This is a genomic window from Fluctibacter corallii (assembly GCF_025751585.1).
Taxonomy (GTDB): Bacteria; Pseudomonadota; Gammaproteobacteria; order Enterobacterales; family Alteromonadaceae; genus Fluctibacter_A; species Fluctibacter_A corallii.
The window spans coordinates 17,122-35,763 of the sequence record NZ_JAOWKX010000012.1; the positions used below are offsets into that span (position 1 = coordinate 17,122).

Consider the following 18,642-nt stretch of genomic DNA (forward strand, 5'->3'; position numbering starts at 1 on the left):
GGGGTCTTACCAATGCCGAATTTTTCCATACGTTTATTTTACTAATCTAAGGTTAGGCCTTTTGGTTTCGCCGGTAGGGTTATTTGGGCCAGAAATAACTCCGACCTTAAATAGCAAGTTAGTCACTTCTTCAAGCGGCAAAGAAAGGTGGGTTGCAATGTCTTTTATTGAAATACCTTCTTGTTTCAACGAATTCAATAACTTGCCTATTAATAACGACGTTTCTCGTTCAATACCGTTTATTTCTTTTGATCTAAGGCCTTTTTTACTTGCCTCAATAATCAGGTTCCTATGGTGCCACTCTGTAATTCCATCAACGTTTTTCATATGTACGATTAACGCCATAGCTGAAACTTTCCAGTTTTGTTTTAAGCCGATTATATCTTCCAGTGAAAGGTAACGGTTGGAGTGGGCAAGGACTGTTTTTTTTGGCATTAGTAAATGTGCAGCAAACTGGTCCGCTTCTGCTTCTAAATCTTTCCCTTGAGGAATACCATGGCGGTGTAAAATAAGATGGCCAAGTTCATGTGCAGCATCAAACCTGCTGCGTTCGCCAGACTTTTGGGTATTTAAAAAAACATATGGAATATCATCTTTCCAAAATGAGAATGCATCAACTGACTGTGTATTTTCTGCCAAGGAAAATACTCTGACACCGTGGAGTTCAAGTAAGTGAATCATGTTACTGATACTTTGACTCCCTAATTTCCATAACTCACGCAATGTTTCTGCGGCTGCTTCCGGATTTAATCCTCTGAGGTCAGGAATGTTTACTGGAGGTAAATTGAAGTTGCTTTCAAAGTAATTATTGATCAGTAATGCTATAGAGCCTGCTCCAATAGCGGCGTGTTGTTGAGCAGCTTTCATGCTTTTTAACGAACGAAATGAAACAGTATCAGGTGATACTTCCTCAATATCGTCAGAAATAAAAAAGAAATCTTCTGGGTATCCAAGAGCATCAGAAAACGCGTTGATTGTGTGCTCAGGAGGAATGTGTTCACAATATTTCTTTTCATACTCGGAAACCATCCGAGGGGTTAAGCCAACTTTTTCAGCTAACGCCTTTAACGTTAGCTGACGCCTAGTTCTAGCGAGCTTTAACCGAGATGGATTAAACTGCTTAATCATGATGTTTCAAAATTTATTCTACTTTCTTAGTTACATCAAAACTAATATCCTCATTGAATTCAGGCTTATCAGTCGGTGTAACATCTGAGTTAAATGGAACTGGGTTAAATATAATTCTCTGTTCCCAGCTGTCTATTCTTATTTTACCGTTTGATCCGGACATACCGCTTGGTAGTGACAATTCGAACCGTACTTGCTTTAAAGCGGTATCAATGTGGTACAAAAGAACCCAGGTTTCTGTTTTATCGATTTTTTCTTGAAAAATTGATACTACGTCCTCATCGTCTCCAAAAAGGCTATAGTTGACGCCTACATAGTTTTGAGTAGAAGCACCTTTTGTATTCTTTGTTTTAGGAAAACCTTCCTTTATACCAGTATGCCTATCGCCACTGGTTACAACTATATTAACACCAAGACTTTTGTTAAAAGTTAGCGTCAGCCCTTTTTCATGTGACATATTCCAACCAGCCTGGGTTTGTAATAGTTGCTCCCGGAGTGAAGCGTTAACTTCCTCCCAAGCTCTTGACCCCCCGGCTGTAACAGGGTGTAATTTTGTAACTTTTTTAAATTGGAACAAACCTTCTTGAATGGCACGCTCCAAAATTTCTCGACTTAACCCTAATTCAGCAAGTTTGGATTTTGCTGCTTCAGAGGTCTTAGTTGAGGATGAGATAAAACTACTCATATAAATGAACCTTAAAAATAGTGGTTAATAGTAAATTCGCTGCAACACGTACTTCCTATTTTATCCTCAAAAATGAGGGGAAATCAAGAAATGAAACTATTAACCCAAAATTCGGCATGCCGAATTTTATCGTCCAAGGTAAGTAACAGTTATCTGCTCTCTCTCATGTCCTAGCTCTTTAGATATAGTAAACCTGGCTTGTTGGTCGATTTCTTTTGCTTCAGGAGTTAACTGTCTACTCGTTGGGCCTCCTGAATCAATCCGGGTTTGTCGGAGGCTAATTATCTTGAGAGAATTAGCCAATGAACAAAAGAGTAACTTATTCCCCAGAAGTACGCGAGCGTGCGGTTCGCATGGTTTTGACATCAGAGCATGAACATTCATCGAGGTGGGCTGCGATGGTCTCTATTTCATCTAAAATTGGTTGTACACCTGAGACATTGAGGGCTTGGGTTAACAAAATAGAAGTCAACACAGGTAAGAAGGTTGGGGTCACAAGTGATGCCGCAGCTAAGATAAAAGAGTTAGAGCGGGAAAACAAAGAGCTTAAACAAGCCAATGAGATTTTGAAAAAAGCAGCTGCATTTTTTGCTCAAGCGGAGCTCGATGGGGCAACCCACGCGCACAAACCTCAGAAGTAGTCCAGTTTATTGATTTATATCGCTCGTTGTATGGTGTCGAGCCTATTTGTCGTGTTGTGCTGTCCACTTCCCCATTAATGACACAGTTCTAAATTAGAGTTTTCCAGTTTAGCTCGGTAAGCTGCCGGTGGTAGATTACCTAAGCTTTCATGCGTTCTTTCTTCGTTGTAATCCAGCCGCCAGAACCAAGACATCTCTCTGACTTGAGTGATGCTTTCAAACAGATATACATCCAAGAACTCTCGTCTGAATGAACCGTTAAATCTCTCAATAAAGCCGTTTTGCTGAGGTTTACCCGGTTGGATATACACCAATTCTACCTTTTGTTCTTCGCACCAATCAGTTAAACATGCTGATATCAGCTCCGGACCGTTATCGACGCGGATCTGATTAGGCAGGCCTCGCTCAGCTTTAAGTTGCTCCAATGTCCGTACAACGCGGTCTGCCGGCAATGACGTATCCACTTCGATAGCAAGACATTCTCGCGTACCTTCGTCAACAATATTAAGTGTTCGAAACCGCTTACCGCAGTACAGCGTGTCATGCATAAAATCCAAGGCCCACTGATGGTTCACTTGTTTGAGCACATCTAACGGCTGTGCGATGCGTTTAGGCAGTACGCGCTTGGCTCTGCGTTTCAGGTTCAGGCCCATCTGACAGTAAACGCGATACACACGCTTGTGGTTGAATGTGAAGCCTTTGAAGCGCATGCGCCCAAAACATTTCCAGAAGCCTGCTCTAGGCGACTTCTTTAACTCTGCATTAATCGCATCAATGACAGCAGAATCTGCTTTGCGCCAGTCTCGTTTGGGTCGGTAGAAGGTTGAGCGGCCAATCCCAACAAACAGACAGGCTTTTAATATGCTCAATCCGGACTCAACAAGTAGTTTGGCGCAATCGCGCTTCTCTGCTGTCACCAGCCCTTTTTTGCAAAGAGCTCCTTAATCGCATGGTTTTCCAGGCTGACATCGGCATACATCTTTTTCAGCTTGGCATTTTCTTCTTCAAGCTCTTTTAGTCGCTTAACATCAGACGCTTCCATACCACCGTACTTGGACTTCCAGTTGTAATACGTTGAGCTACTTATCCCATGTGTTCGGCACACATCATCTACTTTCATTCCAGAATCGGCATTCTTTCAGAATGCCGATGATCTGTGATTCGGTAAAACGTGATTTTTTCATTGTTGTCTCCTGCATTAATCATTGCAGAAAACTCCAATTAAGTCTGTTTCATATTAGGGGAAGCTGACAAAAAGGCGTTATCCATCACAGCGATCGCGGTAGCCAATATGTTTCAATTCGCTACTCTGAGCGCCTTTCAGAGGCTGGCTTCAACGCCTCTGTCGGCAGTGTTGGAGATTCTTATGACAACGCTTTGGCCGAAACCATAAATGGCCTATACAAAACAGAAGTCATCCACAAAGATGGCCCTTGGAAAGGACTAGATCAAGTTGAGCTAGCCACACTAGGTTGGGTTGATTGGTTCAACAACAGGCGCCTGCTAGAGCCTATCGGAGATATACCACCGGTTGAATATGAGGAAAACTATTATCGACAATTAGGTAAAGATGCGGCAGCATAACTCAAACAAATCCGCCTCCGAATTTACCGGTGCGATTCATCAATACAATTAAAATAAACTGCTTTGTTCATTTTTAAATGATTCAATAGATGACATAAGGCTTATTTTCTTATCTGCTTTTGTTAGTGCTGTTTCACTCATATAGGAAATTAAAGTTTCTAGATCATTAACTGTCTTAACTTTAAGAAACTTCTTTTCTTTATTAATGAAAACCAGAGATTTCTTACCTCTTTTGAGGAGTTCTATTGCATTACTTAATGTACCTGTACTTTTAGTATCCCATATCATCAGCCCATAATCACAATCTTCGGCCATTTTTAAATCTTTAGCAGTAAAAAATGCTCGGGTTCCTTTGGAGTGATTCGTTGCTATGTTATTTGTCTTCCACTTTCCTATATTATTTCTCGGTTGATCACCTGCACAGTAAACCAGCACAGAATTAGCGTGCTTTTCCAGTAAATATGTTTGTATTGAGGTATCTACCCCATCAGCATCTCCAACTAAAACGTGAAATCCAGAGTTGATGATGTTGTCTATCCTGGCTAGTACATCTTGATTAATATTTTTGATTCTCATTGAACCTGAAATAAATACTTTATGCATTAATGTTTCCTCGTAGCGGTCGCAACGTATATATTTCTTATTTTATTGTAACTTCGAAGGACTTGTGTAGCTGCCTCAAGTGAGGAACCAGTATCATAGAGATCATCAATAATTAGTACATCATATTGTCCATTATTAAGCACGTCATTCACGGAAAATGCTTCTATTAATGTTTGAACTTTTTCATCTCTGTCTTCAATGTCTTTTATTTGAGGTGTATTTTGTACCTTCTGTAATAGGTTCTCAAGGCATGGAATTCCCATATTTTGAGCAACTTGTCTGGCAACTTCTACGACTGGTTGCCTAGTACGTTGTTTAGAAGGCGGCATAGGTATTATTAGGCCTGCACTAGAAAAATATCTTGCTAGAGAGGAACTCATTTGATTAGCAATAGGCGATATTTGTTGAAAGTTTGAACGGTACTTTAATTGAAAAAGGGCTTCTCCAACTTCTGATCTTGTTGTGTCAAATTCTGGGTGGCCCCATTGGTTCTCGCCTAGATAAATACTTTGAATAACATGCTTATCTAATGAATAACCTAGATCCCAGCTTCCATGTATTACTTGAATGTTAACTTCCATATTTTTAAACCTTTAAATTCATTTTACTTAGTCATATTTAGTGATGGTTTGTTAAATTAACAAGAGGAAAGTAGAAAAATAGTATTTTTATTACTTTTTAATTAGCCGGATAGTCATTATTAAGCTATGGATTTGTGATTTTCCGGCAAAGCCGGAACGGCTTATCGTGCTGTGGCTAACACTCAGCCGCTTTCCAATTTCCCGGTAACTGAAACCCTCGCGTAAGTAGGCCTCTATCTGGTATCTTTGCCCTTCGATCAACTGCTTGTAACTCATGGTAATACTCTAATTGTTTGGCGACTTTAGAATACCACCAACAGGCAGTTGATCGTGTCCACTTCCCCATTAACCATGAGTGGTGCACTTATTATCTGAATTCGGGCTTAGTCTTTTTATGATTAAATACTATTCTGTAGCCATCATCCAGTTTACACAAATCAACCCAGGTGAATTTTTGAATATCGCTCCAACGAATTCCAGTCAGGCAGCTAAATATAAATGCTCTTTTTAACACATCATATCTGCACTCTGCGTTTACCAGGCGTTTGAGTTCTTCATCAGTAAGGTAGTTGCGCTTATTTTGGATGATTTTAATACTCTTCACTTCTTGCACTGGGTTTCGTCTGATTATCCCTTGCTGATAGGCTAGGTTTAGAGCGGCCCTAATCTTATTAAAGTAACTACTTGCCGTATTGCTTGATAACAGGGTGTCTGACTTTGTTTTTGCAGAGGATTGTAAATATTGTTTAAAACCGTTTAATAGTTCGGCATCTATATCTTCAAAATTTAGCTCTGGCAATGGATGAAAGCGTCTAAGGTGTATTAAGGAAGATACCCAAATTGAGTAATTTGAAGCACTATCTGTTTTGTGTTTTTCAACAATAATGCCTTCCATAAATTCGAAGAAACTTGCTTTTTGCTTCTCTAAATCTTCGAAACAATGCTTATTGTTTGCGTAGTCAACAAGAGCTTTCGCTCTAATGTTTTCGGCTAAAGAGTTCACACTTTTGTTGTGCTCTCTCTGATTTTTATCTTTTGGGTTTTGATAAACAAATAGATCAAGACTTTGTCGTCTACGTTTTTTCTTGCGCTTGCCTGATTCGTCAATAACCGAGCCAAAATTTCTAGTTAACATTAGTGCCTGACGACCTTGAGCGTCAGGCGACTTTTTTTCTATGGTAATTTTCATGCAGTCTCCAACTGGCCTACTAGTGGGCACATCGTGGAGAATATTTAGCTGTTAAAAGAAAAGAAGGAAAGTAAAAAATAAAACTAATTTATTGATAATATTAGTTATTTTAATCTTTCTTTCCTTTGTTTGGGTGTTGTTTTCTTTAATTATTTACCAATACAGAATGAAGAGAAAATACGCCCGAGTAAATCGTCAGATGAAAATTCACCAATAATCTCGTTTAGATGATGTTGAGTGAGACGAAGTTCCTCTGCCAGTAATTCTCCCGCTAAATTTTCGTGAAGTTGTTGTTTACCTAACGCGAGGTGTTCACAAGCGCGATTTATCGCGTCAATGTGGCGTCGTCTGGCAATAAATTGGCCTTCTGAATTGGATTGGTAGCCCATACAGTCTTTGAGATGTTGCGCGAGTGCATCAATGCCTGCTTTTTCACTCGCTGAAATGCGATAGACTGGCATTCCATTGTTTTCGGAGAAGCCTGGCTCTTCCAATGACAGGTCGGCTTTATTTCTCACTAACGTCACGCCAATGTGTGGCGGTACTTGCTGCATGAATTCAGGCCATACTTTATGGGGATCTGATGCGTCAGTTTCTGTACTGTCTACCACAAACAAAATACGGTCTGCTTGACGAATTTCTTGCCATGCGCGTTCAATACCAATTTGTTCAACTTTGTCGGTACTGTCGCGCAATCCTGCAGTATCGATGATATGAAGCGGCATGCCATCTATGTGAATATGCTCTTTCAATACATCTCGCGTGGTGCCTGCAATTTCTGTAACGATAGCGGCATCTCGACCGGCTAGGGCATTGAGTAAACTAGATTTACCGGCATTGGGTTTGCCTGCAATGACTACTTGCATGCCCTCACGTAACAGAGTGCCTTGTTTCGCCTTGTTTTTTACGGTGTCTACATGTTGGATGATATCGTCTAAATCGCCTGCTACTTTGCCATCACTAAGAAAGTCAATTTCTTCTTCTGGAAAATCAATAGCGGCTTCTACATACATTCTTAGATGAATGACTTTTTCAACCAGTTGCTGGATTTGTTTTGAAAAATCCCCTTGTAGAGAACGCATGGCACTTTTTGCTGCCTGTTCAGAGCTGGCTTCGATGAGATCGGCGATGGCTTCAGCCTGCGCGAGATCTAACTTATCATTTAGAAACGCACGCTCACTAAACTCACCTGGGTTGGCCATTCTGATGTTTGGAAGCGTCAGAATCTCTTTTATGAGCATGTCTATGACCACTTGGCCACCATGACCTTGAAGTTCAAGCACATCTTCGCCAGTGAAAGAGTTCGGCCCTTGGAAATACAATGCAATACCTTGGTCTAGGGTCTCACCGTCGCTATTATTAAACGGCAGATACTCTGCTGTACGGGGATTAGGAATACGGCCTAAAATGGCTTTTGCAACGTGTTTGGCTTGATGACCTGAAACCCGTACTATTCCTACTCCACCTTTGCCTGATGCCGTTGCTTGAGCAACGATGGTATCGTTTTGTACTTCCACCGTGATTAATCTCTGAAGTTGTTGAATTGGAAAGGTTGACCTAAATCGGCCTCACGTACGAGTGACATGACTGATTGCAAGTCATCTCGCTTTTTACCTGTTACGCGAAGCTGCTCTCCTTGTATAGAAGTTTGCACTTTCAGTTTGGCGTCTTTAATGAGTTTGGTCAGTTTTTTTGCTGTAGGTTGATCGATACCCTCCTGGAACTCAATGCGCTGCTTGACGGTTTTACCTGAGTGCTCAACATCACTTCTGTCCATGGCTGCTGTATCAACACTGCGTTTTACACAGTTGCTTCTTAAGATGTCGATCATTTGCTTAAGTTGAAAGTCGGCTTCGGCCTTCATGACCACAACGCCATCGGCGAATTCGAATGTGGCTTCAATACCTCGGAAATCGAAGCGTGTGGAGAGCTCACGATTCGCATTGTCTACTGCATTTTTTACTTCAACCATGTCTATTTCAGAAACGATATCAAATGAGGGCATGGGTGCATTCCTATTAAATGTGTTTTTAAATAATTGAGTGCTATTGTATCAGCGTATGAGATTCAAAAAAGCCCGCTTTTGCGGGCCTTTTCTACATATTGATTAACTCGTTTTTAAGCCTCGCTTTTCCATCGAGCTGTAAATCATTTTAGCTTGTATCAGCGTAATCACGTTACTGATTAACCAGTAAAGTACCAAACCTGCTGGGAACCATAAGAAGAAGATACTCATGAAAACAGGCATCCATTGCATAATCTTTTGCTGCATTGGATCGGTAACAGTCATTGGCTGAAGCTTTTGTAGCAAATACATACTCGCACCGGTAAGCACTGGGAGCACAAAGTATGGGTCTTTAACGCTCAAGTCTGTAATCCATAAATAAAAGTCAGCGTGGCGTAATTCAACACTTTCAAGGAATACCCAGTAAAGCGCTAAGAAGATTGGCATTTGAAGAAGCAGCGGGAAGCATCCACCCATTGGATTAACTTTCTCTTTCTTATAGAGCTCCATCATCCCTTGTGACATCTTTTGACGATCGTCACCAAAACGGTCTTTTAGCTGCTGCATCTTGGGCGCTAAGTTACGAAGCTTTGCCATAGACTCATATTGCTTCTTGGTTAATGGATACATTGCTCCTTTAACAATAATCGTGATCAAAATAATTGCTAGACCCCAATTACCGACTAACCCGTGCAGGAACTTAAGCAGTGCGAACAGAGGCTGTGAAATCCACCACAAAATTCCGTAATCGACTGTAAGGTCTAAGCCGCGAGCCAAGTTAGCAAGAACATCTTGGTCTTTAGGGCCTAAGTACAATGTGCTGTCTAAACTTGTTGTGTCGCCAGGCTGCAATACAACCACTTCTCCTGTATAACCAATTGCTGCAAAGCGGTTTTGAATAGTGCGGGTAAACAGGTTATTCGTATTGGTTTGATTCGGAATCCAGGCTGAAACAAAATAATGCTCTAGCATAGCGACCCAACCGCCATTTGTTGTCGTTCTTAGATTTTCATCTTCAATGTCGTCGAACGTATATTTCTCATATCGGGTATCTTCCGTTGAGTAAGCTGTACCGCGATACGTAGGCATGAACATATTGCCTTCAGGCACACTGAGAGTTTGTTTTAGCTGACCATAAGGTTGAAGCTGTTTCGCCGAATCAGACTGGTTTGTGATGAGGTATTTCACATTAATGGCGTGCTGATCGCGACTAAATATAAATTGTTTTGTGATGAGTAAGCCATCTTCTGATTTCCATGTTAAAGGAACGATCAACTCATCACCCGTCATTTCATAGCTAGACTCCGCGCTTTGATAAATCGGGCGACCACGTGGGTTTGCATCAGGACCATCAACACCAATAAGGCCACTTTGTGCTACATACAGTTCTGACTCGCCAGCATGGAGCAACTCGAACGCTTCGTCTGAGTTTTGCGTAAGTGGGAAGTTCAGAAGCTTTGCCGACACAATATCGCCGCCACGGGTATCAATTTGCACTTGGTGATTGCTTGAAACCACATTAATGATTTGCTGCTTGCCAGTGGTTACTGATGTCGCGCTGAGGGATTGTTCACTGACAGGTACATCCGCCGATGGTTGACCCGCTGGTGCATCATTCACCTGAGTAGGTTGTGTTTGAACTGTTGCGACGGGCTGAGGACCATAGTCCTTCTGCCATTCCATCCATAACAAGAAACTGACCATAACAAGGCCGATTACCAAAAAACTACGTTGGGATTCCATACGGTACTCTTTTTTCAACGAATGTTATTGTGCGGAGTGGTGTGCTCCGAGTTCACATTATTTGATTTCAACCTTATAAGGCTGAAATGGTTTACTTTATTAAGCGCACGAATGACAAGTTATGTGTCTTTTGATTTCGTGCAGTGCAATTTATGCGGTACAGGATCGTGCCCACCTTCATGCAAAGGGTGGCATTTTAATATGCGTTTGACAGATAACCAACCTCCAATTAAGAATCCATGCATTTTTATTGCATCGATAGCATATTGAGAGCACGTTGGATGAAAGCGACAGCTTGGACCTATCAACGGAGAAATAAATCGCTGATAACCACGAATGAGTGTAATAGGGATTAAGCGCAACGCTTGGAAAGCTTTTTCCATAATTTACTCAGTAATTGATAAACCTGTTCATTTGAAAGGGTATCGAGCTGACTTTTGCCAACTACAACAATATCGATGTCGGGTAAATTATGTTGATTTAAGCGAAAGCTTTCGCGAATCAATCTTTTTAATCTATTTCTATCGTGGGCTTTTCTGACACGTTTTTTAGAAAGTGTAATACCAATACGAGGGTGGTTACTCTCATTCTTACGTGCAAGAAGTGTTAGGTGTGGGGAAACTGCCGGTATTGCATCGGCAAAGACATATTCAAAGTGGGAGGGAGATAATAATCTTAACTCCCTTGAAAACGAATTTTCACCCACTTCGGATATTACGCTGATAAACGAGCACGGCCTTTAGCGCGACGACTAGCTAGAACCTTGCGGCCATTTTTTGTCGCCATACGAGCACGAAAACCGTGAGAACGCTTACGCTTTAAGTTACTTGGTTGAAAAGTTCTTTTCATGACCTAGTCCCGCTATACATAAGGTTGTTGGTTAATACCACAGTGGAATCAACATTACGTTAATAACCGCTGTGCTCAAAAAGGACGCTGAATTCTAGAGATCATCTGACGCTTTGTCAATCAAAGATCGTAAGGATCGCTAAAAATTTATTCAATTTCTTTTTTCTCAGTTGTTAATAGTTTTCAGAATTTCACACTATGTATCCACAGATAAAGGAAAAATGAAAAAAAACAGATGAAATTTAACATAAAATTTATCCACTCTGTTGATCTTTGTCGATCCGAATAAAAGTTTTACCCCACATTACAAATTAATTAAAAGTATATTAAAAACAATAGTTTATATTTGTTTTGCGTGAGATGCATAAAAATAAAAAAGATCAATGTTGAAGTATGTATAGGTTATGCGAGATAATTCACAGCCCTCGTCGAACGAGGTGAGAAATAGAATAAATATTAACCTTCAAAAGTAGTCACACATAATTACTTAATTTAGGCTAATACCTCAAGTAGTAGTGAGCTGGGCTTGTCAAACCTCAGCATGGAGCAACATTTTCGATGTCTTTGTGGAATAAGTGTCTAGAACGATTACAACAAGATTTGCCGACTCAGCAATATAGTATGTGGATAAGACCGCTTCGTGCTCAAGAAGAAGTGGGTGCTTTAACGTTGCTTGCGCCAAACCGGTTTGTATTGGATTGGGTCAGAGACAAATACAGAGCTAAAATTACAGAGCTTTTCGATGAGTTTTGCGGGGCTGATGCGCCTAACTTACGCCTAGATGTTGCTGCGGTAAACCCATCTATGAATGGTTTTTCACAAGGTGCGACGGCGATGCATTCATCATCAATGCCAGTAACACATGCTGTTAAAGCTGCTGCGCCTGCGACCAAGCCCGTTGTTCCTGCTCCAGTCGAAGACGATCACAAAAGTAATATTAATGTTACTTACACCTTTGATAATTTTGTCGAGGGTAAATCGAATCAGTTAGCCAGAGCCGCTGCTTCGCAGGTGGCTGATAATCCTGGTGGTGCTTATAACCCGCTATTTTTGTACGGCGGAACGGGCTTAGGTAAAACCCACTTATTACATGCGGTGGGCAATGGCATTATGGCGAAAAAGCGAAATGCTAAGGTTGTCTATATGCATTCTGAGCGTTTTGTTCAAGATATGGTAAAAGCCCTACAAAATAACGCTATTGAAGAATTTAAGCGCTACTATCGCTCCGTAGATGCATTGTTAATAGATGATATCCAATTTTTTGCGAATAAAGAACGCTCACAAGAAGAGTTCTTCCATACTTTCAATGCACTGCTTGAAGGTAATCAGCAAATTATTCTCACGTCAGATCGCTACCCTAAAGAGATAGATGGGGTAGAAGATCGCCTTAAATCTCGGTTTGGGTGGGGGTTAACAATTGCAATTGAGCCACCGGAACTAGAAACTCGGGTGGCCATTTTAATGCGAAAAGCGATGGAAAATAAAATTCATCTTCCAGACGAGGTTGCATTTTTTATTGCTAAACGCTTACGTTCGAATGTACGTGAATTAGAAGGCGCATTGAATCGAGTTATTGCAAATGCGAACTTTACCGGTCGTCCTATTACCATTGATTTTGTTCGTGAGGCACTGCGAGATTTACTAGCGCTTCAGGAAAAGTTAGTGACAATTGATAATATTCAAAAAACGGTCGCCGAATATTATAAGATTAAAATTGCTGATATTTTATCGAAGAAGCGTAGTCGTAGTGTTGCGCGTCCGAGGCAAATGGCAATGGCCTTATCAAAGGAACTAACAAACCATAGTTTACCTGAAATCGGTGATGCGTTTGGTGGAAGAGATCACACAACGGTTCTTCATGCATGCAGAAAAATAGTGCAGCTAAGAGAAGAAAGTCATGATATAAAAGAAGATTATCAGAATTTAATCAGAACACTGTCTTCATAATAAAGTATTGAGCGAATCTATGAAATTTACGATTAGCAGGGAAAATTTTCTTCAACCACTACAGTTGGTGTCTGGCGCAGTGGAGCGTCGTCATACGCTACCTATATTATCGAATGTTCTGATAAAGGTTAGCGATAATTCTTTATGGATGACTGGCACCGATTTAGAAGTCGAGTTGATTGCCAACGTCACGCTTACGGGAGAGTTTAATGAAGGGGAAATTACGGTTCCTGCTAAAAAGCTCTTAGATATCTGTAAGGGACTTTCTGATGACAGTGAGATTAGGTTTGAGGTTGATGGTAATAAGGCAATTATTCGATCTGGTAGGGGACGCTACTCGCTTTCAACCTTATCTGCTAGCGATTACCCCAATTTAGAGGATTGGGAGGGTGAAGTCGAGTTTGAGGTCTCTCAGAGTGATTTGAAACGGCTAATCGACTGTGTATCTTTTTCAATGGCACAGCAGGATGTTCGGTATTATTTAAATGGGATGTCGTTGGAAACGGAAGAGCATTTAATTCGCTCCGTTGCGACAGATGGTCATCGATTGGCGCTATGTAAAATGGAATACTCCAGTGCATCACTTCCTACTAGACAGGTAATTATTCCTAGAAAAGGTGTAATGGAGATATCGCGCTTAATCGAAGCAAATGACAAGCTAGTGAAGATTCAAATAGGTGCAAATCATATTCGAATCTTTTCAAATGACTTTATCTTCACCAGTAAGTTAGTAGATGGTCGTTTCCCTGATTACAGACGAGTCTTACCTAAGGACGGCGATAAATTAGTGGAAGCAAGCAAGGACGTTCTTAAGAGCGCATTTTCTAGAGCTTCAATTCTTTCTAATGAAAAGTTTAAGGGTGTCAGGCTAAATCTTGTAGGGCAGGATTTAAAAATCACAGCCAACAATCCGGAACAAGAAGAAGCAGAAGAAATTGTTGAAGTTCAATATCAAGGTGAAGACTTGGAGATAGGTTTCAACGTAGCGTACTTAATTGATGTGTTTAATGCGTTAGGTTCTGAGAATGTAAAAATTTCTCTTTCTGACTCAAACAGTAGTGCTTTAATTGAAGATGCCGCTGATGACTCTGCACTTTATGTCATTATGCCAATGAGACTCTAGTTCTCTTAAAAATCGGTTTATTGTATGAAACTGGACAAGGTCCATATACAGCATCTAAGAAACTTGGATGCTGTTTCTCTTCACCCTTCCTCTGAAATTAATATTATTTATGGTGCAAACGGTAGCGGTAAATCCTCAATACTGGAGGCGATCCATTATCTAGGCTTTGGTCGTTCGTTTAGGACGAGTAAGCATAAAAATGTTGTAAATTATGATGCTGATGAGTTTAGTGTATTTTGTACATTAGACACGCTTGAGCAAGTAAAAAAAATAGGCTTACAGCGTTTTAAAGATGATAACGTGAAAATTAGTATAGATGGGGAACACTCGAATAGATTGTCCGATTTGGTCAGTCAGATCCCTGTTCAAATTTTTACACCGCAAAGTTCTGACTTGTTATTGGGTGCGCCTTCGTCGCGGAGGCGATTCTTAGATTGGGGATTGTTTCACGTGGAACAATCCTACGCTGGGTTATCGAATACCTTTCTTAAAATTCTAAAACAAAAGAATGCGTTGCTTAGAAAGCATCAATCGATCAGTAGCGGAAAGATGTCGGGGAAGCATAACGAGGAGTTGATTAGGGAGGAGGTTTATTGGGATGGTCAGTTCCTGCATTATGCCGAACTAATTGATGCATTAAGGGAGGCGTATATTGAATCTATTAAGCCCCATTTTTATGCAAATTTGACGCAATTATTACCTGAGTTTTCCCCCGAAATTTCGTATTATAGGGGATGGGAAAGGTCTAGTGATTTACGTTCTAGCTTTGAGGCTAAGCGCGTTAGAAACCGCAGCTTTGGCTATGTGTCTGTAGGTCCCCATAAAGCTGATATTAAGATTAGGCTAAAGGGGGTAGATGCAGCTGAAGTACTTTCGAGAGGGCAGCTAAGGATGCTAGTAGCAGCGTTACAATTAGCTCAGATAAACCACCTTAATGAGAAAGTCGGTAAGACCTGTGTATTCCTTTTAGATGACATAGGCGCAGAACTCGATTTAGGTAAAAGAGAAAAGTTTATAAACAATATTATCGCAAATGATGCGCAGTTGTTTGTTACTGCGATTGAGAAGCAACAGATTCCCTTTATTTCAAATTACGATAATAAAAAGATGTTTCACGTGGAACATGGTCACGTGAAAGAGGAGATATAGTCATATGGCAGAAGAGAATAACTACGACTCGTCGAGTATTAAGGTCCTAAAAGGGCTTGATGCCGTTCGTAAGAGACCCGGTATGTATATCGGTGATACTGACGACGGAACAGGGTTGCACCACATGGTGTTTGAGGTCGTAGATAACTCTATCGATGAAGCACTCGCCGGACATTGTTCTGAAATTAAGGTGACTATCCATACCGATGGTTCCGTTTCTGTTAAAGATGATGGACGAGGAATTCCAACGTCTATTCATCCTGAGGAAGGTGTATCTGCGGCTGAAGTTATCATGACCGTATTACACGCTGGCGGTAAGTTTGATGATAATTCATATAAAGTATCAGGTGGACTTCATGGCGTAGGCGTATCTGTTGTAAATGCACTGTCTAAAAAGCTACAGCTTCGAATTCGTCGTGAAGGGAAAGTACACGAGCAAGAGTACAGCCATGGTGAGCCACAGCAGCCGCTTTCCGTCGTTGGAGAATCAGAGAAAACAGGTACTAGCATCCGCTTTTGGCCCAGTGAGAATACATTTTCGAATGTAGAATTCCATTACGATATTCTTGCTAAACGCCTTCGGGAGCTAAGTTTCTTGAACTCTGGTGTGTCTATCGTTTTGGCAGATGAGAGAGATGGCAAACAAGATCACTTCATGTATGAAGGTGGCATTCAGGCGTTCGTCGAATATTTGAATCAAAACAAAACACCCGTTCATCAAAAAGTTTTCCATTTTCAGCTAGAAAAAGAGGATGGCATCGCCGTTGAAGTGGCAATGCAATGGAATGATGGTTTCCAAGAAAACATCTACTGCTTTACTAATAATATCCCACAGAGAGATGGTGGAACTCACCTAGCTGGTTTCAGAGGTGCGCTTACCCGTACGTTAAATAACTACATGGAAAAAGAAGGCCTTAATAAGAAGGCTAAGACAAATGCCAGTGGTGATGATGCGCGTGAAGGTCTTACGGCTGTAATTAGCGTTAAAGTACCGGATCCGAAGTTCTCATCTCAGACTAAAGATAAGTTAGTTTCTTCAGAAGTTAAGCCCGCAGTAGAAACTGCAATGGGTGAAAAGCTAAGTGATTTTCTATTAGAAAATCCTGCTGAAAGTAAAATTATTGCGGGTAAAATTATTGATGCCGCCAGAGCACGTGAAGCTGCCCGTAAAGCCCGTGAGATGACACGACGTAAAGGTGCGCTCGACCTTGCGGGGCTACCCGGCAAACTGGCTGATTGCCAAGAGAAAGATCCCGCTCTGTCTGAACTATATATCGTGGAGGGTGACTCTGCGGGTGGTTCAGCCAAGCAGGGAAGAAACAGAAAGAACCAAGCTATTCTGCCGCTTAAAGGTAAAATCCTGAACGTAGAGAAAGCGCGCTTTGATAAAATGCTATCTTCTCAAGAGGTAGCGACGCTGATAACCGCGTTAGGTTGTGGTATAGGTCGAGATGAATATGACCCAGAAAAATTGCGCTATCACAGCATTATTATCATGACCGATGCCGATGTAGACGGCTCGCATATACGTACATTACTGCTTACTTTCTTCTATCGTCAAATGCCGGAGTTAATTGAGCGTGGCTATATCTATATTGCACAGCCACCTCTTTATAAAATTAAAAAAGGTAAACAAGAACAATACTTGAAAGATGACGAAGCACTTACTAACCATCTAACATCTATTGCACTAGACAACGCATCTGTACATGTTAATGAAGATGCACCAGGCATCGCCTCTCAGGGGTTAGAAGCGCTTGTAAGAGAGTACCAGTCAACCATGAAGATGATTGACCGTATGTCTCGCACAATGCCTACAGAGCTGTTAGATGCGCTCATTTACAGCGGTAGATTGTCGGTCACCGATCTGAAAGACAAAGACAAGCTAACTCAATTTGCTGAAGCTTATGTGAAGCAATTAAGTGATGCTGAGTCTAATGGTAAAACGTATCGATATGAAGTGAGCGAAGACCAAGAGCATAGTGGATGGTCTATCGACCTTGTAGTACGTCAGCACGGTATTGATAACGTCTATGCATTCGACCATGATTTTATCGACTCAACTGAATACAAAAAGCTGAGTGGTTTGAACGAACAAATTAATGGAATGATGGAAGAGGGCGCACATGTCAAACGTGGCGAGAAAGTGAAGGAAGTTGAGTCCTTTGCTCAAGCACTTGACTGGTTGATGGCTGAATCTAAGAAAGGTCAGTACATACAGCGTTATAAAGGTCTTGGTGAGATGAACCCTGATCAGCTTTGGGAGACGACCATGGATCCTGAATCACGTAGAATGCTTCAGGTAACGATTGAGGATGCGATTGCGGCAGATCAATTGTTTACGACCCTGATGGGTGACCAAGTAGAGCCTCGACGTGAGTTCATTGAAAGCAATGCACTAAAAGTTGCAAACCTTGATGTGTAACTTGTAGACGCAAAGTAATAATTCTACATTACCGTCAAAACCCAATGCGATGCATTGGGTTTTTTTGTAGCAGTCTGAAACCTAAATGGTGATATCAGACTAACCATTTATGCCTCTTTGTTCAGGCTTGCTACATCCCGCTCTTAATAAGAATATCTATTCCAATTCAAAACGCTCGGTTAACTATCGTTTAAATAAATGGATTACTTAACCCCAATTACAACATGTCATATGAGGTGACTTTACTACCACAACACCTGATGGAGCAGCCTGCCACCGTCGACTCCTTTCTGAACCTTGCTCGAATATTTAGGGTCTTTCAAGTGTCCCATTGTCAATTGTAACGCCGAATTCTGTGCTAAAAAATAAATATAAAACCAACTGTTCTTAAATATTGTTAGTAACATAAGTAGGGCCAATGTGTAGTAAAGATGTCCCGTTTACGATTGAGAATAAGTGAGGGAAGGAGAGCCCCAATCAAAAATAAAATCGAGGCATTTAATGGGGAAGTAGAATCTCTTTGAAACGCACTAATCTTTTAAAACGTAAACAATAGGTTGAGATTGATTGCGTGCATCAAATATAAAACGATAAAGCCCTGTTTTATTGGGCGTAAACTTAAAGTTTTCTTTCGGATTTTGACAATCCACTAACGCTTTGGCGCCAGCTTTTAAATTAATATCTCGATTCGACAATGGGCCGCATGCTAAGCCTGGCGTCCAATTTTCATCTGCAAACTTAAAATCATAAGGTTGGCCATCGGCGATGAGCTTGACACTTGCACTATAAACTTCATCACTGCCTTCTTTAACTTTGTAGCTGGGGTTTGCTTCCCACCAAGTAAATACGCCTCTTAAATACAGCTTGCTATAGTCTTGGGTTTTCCTCTGTTCGACTGAAATGGTTGAACATCCCGATAAGGCAGTTAACGCCAACAAGTACGAAAAAATCCTGAACTTCATTGTTGTACCTTTGCTACATCGTAAAAAA

16 protein-coding genes and 4 pseudogenes are annotated in these 18,642 nt (G+C 41.0%); 6 read left to right on the forward strand and 14 right to left on the reverse strand.

The features are described 5' to 3' along the window. Nucleotides 1–33 precede the first annotated feature (33 nt). Nucleotides 34–1,128: an XRE family transcriptional regulator gene (locus tag OE749_RS17685; protein WP_263713823.1), complete on the reverse strand. Its 1,095-nt coding sequence runs from the start codon at nucleotides 1,126–1,128 to the stop codon at nucleotides 34–36. A gap of 13 nt (nucleotides 1,129–1,141) precedes the next feature. Beyond that, complete coding sequence (locus tag OE749_RS17690; RefSeq protein WP_263713824.1) at nucleotides 1,142–1,813, reverse strand: hypothetical protein; 672 nt, start codon at nucleotides 1,811–1,813, stop codon at nucleotides 1,142–1,144. Nucleotides 1,814–2,166: 353 nt separating this feature from the next. Here OE749_RS17690 and OE749_RS18630 point away from each other — a divergent pair. Further along, nucleotides 2,167–2,313: pseudogene (locus OE749_RS18630) on the forward strand (IS3 family transposase); the annotation flags it as partial. 215 nt (nucleotides 2,314–2,528) lie between these two features. Here the strand turns inward: OE749_RS18630 and OE749_RS17700 are convergent. After that, nucleotides 2,529–3,638 (reverse strand): annotated as a pseudogene (locus OE749_RS17700) (IS3 family transposase). A gap of 73 nt (nucleotides 3,639–3,711) precedes the next feature. On the opposite strand from OE749_RS17700, the pseudogene OE749_RS17705 reads away from it, so the two are divergent. Next, a pseudogene (locus OE749_RS17705) lies at nucleotides 3,712–4,038 on the forward strand (integrase core domain-containing protein); the annotation flags it as partial. 48 nt (nucleotides 4,039–4,086) lie between these two features. Here the strand turns inward: OE749_RS17705 and OE749_RS17710 are convergent. From OE749_RS17710 to rpmH, 10 genes and pseudogenes are all read right to left on the reverse strand, one after another. After that, on the reverse strand, nucleotides 4,087–4,641 hold the full coding sequence (locus tag OE749_RS17710; RefSeq protein WP_263713826.1) for a hypothetical protein: 555 nt from the start codon (nucleotides 4,639–4,641) through the stop codon (nucleotides 4,087–4,089). Then, entirely contained in the window at nucleotides 4,641–5,222 is a 582-nt protein-coding gene (locus OE749_RS17715; protein ID WP_263713827.1) for a ComF family protein, read from the reverse strand. Before OE749_RS17715 ends, OE749_RS17710 begins: the two co-directional genes overlap by 1 nt. Before the next feature lie 156 nt (nucleotides 5,223–5,378). After that, nucleotides 5,379–5,498, reverse strand: a pseudogene (locus OE749_RS17720) (helix-turn-helix domain-containing protein); the annotation flags it as partial. Nucleotides 5,499–5,589: 91 nt separating this feature from the next. Then, the gene (locus tag OE749_RS17725; protein WP_263713828.1) at nucleotides 5,590–6,411 is read right to left on the reverse strand and encodes a site-specific integrase; all 822 of its coding nucleotides are present in this window, start codon (nucleotides 6,409–6,411) and stop codon (nucleotides 5,590–5,592) included. 149 nt (nucleotides 6,412–6,560) lie between these two features. Then, complete coding sequence (mnmE, locus tag OE749_RS17730) at nucleotides 6,561–7,934, reverse strand: tRNA uridine-5-carboxymethylaminomethyl(34) synthesis GTPase MnmE (RefSeq protein ID WP_263713871.1); 1,374 nt, start codon at nucleotides 7,932–7,934, stop codon at nucleotides 6,561–6,563. Beyond that, nucleotides 7,934–8,416, reverse strand: coding sequence for a YajQ family cyclic di-GMP-binding protein (locus OE749_RS17735; protein WP_263713829.1), 483 nt, complete (start codon nucleotides 8,414–8,416; stop codon nucleotides 7,934–7,936). The genes mnmE and OE749_RS17735 overlap by 1 nt, the downstream gene beginning before the upstream one ends. A gap of 102 nt (nucleotides 8,417–8,518) precedes the next feature. Then, nucleotides 8,519–10,159: a membrane protein insertase YidC gene (yidC, locus tag OE749_RS17740; protein ID WP_263713830.1), complete on the reverse strand. Its 1,641-nt coding sequence runs from the start codon at nucleotides 10,157–10,159 to the stop codon at nucleotides 8,519–8,521. Nucleotides 10,160–10,278: 119 nt separating this feature from the next. Next, nucleotides 10,279–10,542, reverse strand: coding sequence for a membrane protein insertion efficiency factor YidD (gene yidD / locus OE749_RS17745; protein WP_263713831.1), 264 nt, complete (start codon nucleotides 10,540–10,542; stop codon nucleotides 10,279–10,281). After that, entirely contained in the window at nucleotides 10,512–10,865 is a 354-nt protein-coding gene (rnpA, locus tag OE749_RS17750) for a ribonuclease P protein component (protein WP_263713832.1), read from the reverse strand. Before rnpA ends, yidD begins: the two co-directional genes overlap by 31 nt. A gap of 8 nt (nucleotides 10,866–10,873) precedes the next feature. Continuing rightward, on the reverse strand, nucleotides 10,874–11,008 hold the full coding sequence (gene rpmH, locus OE749_RS17755; protein ID WP_082633349.1) for a 50S ribosomal protein L34: 135 nt from the start codon (nucleotides 11,006–11,008) through the stop codon (nucleotides 10,874–10,876). Between the two features lie 558 nt (nucleotides 11,009–11,566). Here rpmH and dnaA point away from each other — a divergent pair. The 4 genes from dnaA to gyrB are packed head-to-tail and all read left to right on the forward strand — an operon-like array spanning nucleotide 11,567 to nucleotide 17,652. Next, on the forward strand, nucleotides 11,567–12,955 hold the full coding sequence (gene dnaA, locus OE749_RS17760) for a chromosomal replication initiator protein DnaA (RefSeq protein ID WP_263713833.1): 1,389 nt from the start codon (nucleotides 11,567–11,569) through the stop codon (nucleotides 12,953–12,955). Between the two features lie 19 nt (nucleotides 12,956–12,974). After that, on the forward strand, nucleotides 12,975–14,078 hold the full coding sequence (gene dnaN / locus OE749_RS17765) for a DNA polymerase III subunit beta (RefSeq protein ID WP_263713834.1): 1,104 nt from the start codon (nucleotides 12,975–12,977) through the stop codon (nucleotides 14,076–14,078). Between the two features lie 24 nt (nucleotides 14,079–14,102). Then, nucleotides 14,103–15,227: a DNA replication/repair protein RecF gene (gene recF / locus OE749_RS17770; RefSeq protein ID WP_263713835.1), complete on the forward strand. Its 1,125-nt coding sequence runs from the start codon at nucleotides 14,103–14,105 to the stop codon at nucleotides 15,225–15,227. 4 nt (nucleotides 15,228–15,231) lie between these two features. Then, nucleotides 15,232–17,652, forward strand: a complete 2,421-nt coding sequence (gene gyrB, locus OE749_RS17775; protein WP_263713836.1) for a DNA topoisomerase (ATP-hydrolyzing) subunit B — start codon at nucleotides 15,232–15,234, stop codon at nucleotides 17,650–17,652. Nucleotides 17,653–18,182: 530 nt separating this feature from the next. On the opposite strand, the gene OE749_RS17780 is transcribed toward gyrB, so the two are convergent. Further along, entirely contained in the window at nucleotides 18,183–18,614 is a 432-nt protein-coding gene (locus tag OE749_RS17780) for a hypothetical protein (RefSeq protein ID WP_263713837.1), read from the reverse strand. Nucleotides 18,615–18,642: the final 28 nt, after the last annotated feature.

What these genes read in the sequence shown, in the direction of transcription:
- OE749_RS17685 (WP_263713823.1), bottom strand. Translation starts at nt 1,128, where the DNA reads ATGATTAAGCAGTTTAATCCATCTCGGTTAAAGCTCGCTAGAACTAGG.
- OE749_RS17690 (WP_263713824.1), bottom strand. Translation starts at nt 1,813, where the DNA reads ATGAGTAGTTTTATCTCATCCTCAACTAAGACCTCTGAAGCAGCAAAA.
- OE749_RS17710 (WP_263713826.1), bottom strand. Translation starts at nt 4,641, where the DNA reads ATGCATAAAGTATTTATTTCAGGTTCAATGAGAATCAAAAATATTAAT.
- OE749_RS17715 (WP_263713827.1), bottom strand. Translation starts at nt 5,222, where the DNA reads ATGGAAGTTAACATTCAAGTAATACATGGAAGCTGGGATCTAGGTTAT.
- OE749_RS17725 (WP_263713828.1), bottom strand. Translation starts at nt 6,411, where the DNA reads ATGAAAATTACCATAGAAAAAAAGTCGCCTGACGCTCAAGGTCGTCAG.
- OE749_RS17735 (WP_263713829.1), bottom strand. Translation starts at nt 8,416, where the DNA reads ATGCCCTCATTTGATATCGTTTCTGAAATAGACATGGTTGAAGTAAAA.
- yidC (WP_263713830.1), bottom strand. Translation starts at nt 10,159, where the DNA reads ATGGAATCCCAACGTAGTTTTTTGGTAATCGGCCTTGTTATGGTCAGT.
- yidD (WP_263713831.1), bottom strand. Translation starts at nt 10,542, where the DNA reads ATGGAAAAAGCTTTCCAAGCGTTGCGCTTAATCCCTATTACACTCATT.
- rpmH (WP_082633349.1), bottom strand. Translation starts at nt 11,008, where the DNA reads ATGAAAAGAACTTTTCAACCAAGTAACTTAAAGCGTAAGCGTTCTCAC.
- dnaA (WP_263713833.1), top strand. Translation starts at nt 11,567, where the DNA reads ATGTCTTTGTGGAATAAGTGTCTAGAACGATTACAACAAGATTTGCCG.
- dnaN (WP_263713834.1), top strand. Translation starts at nt 12,975, where the DNA reads ATGAAATTTACGATTAGCAGGGAAAATTTTCTTCAACCACTACAGTTG.
- recF (WP_263713835.1), top strand. Translation starts at nt 14,103, where the DNA reads ATGAAACTGGACAAGGTCCATATACAGCATCTAAGAAACTTGGATGCT.
- gyrB (WP_263713836.1), top strand. Translation starts at nt 15,232, where the DNA reads ATGGCAGAAGAGAATAACTACGACTCGTCGAGTATTAAGGTCCTAAAA.
- OE749_RS17780 (WP_263713837.1), bottom strand. Translation starts at nt 18,614, where the DNA reads ATGAAGTTCAGGATTTTTTCGTACTTGTTGGCGTTAACTGCCTTATCG.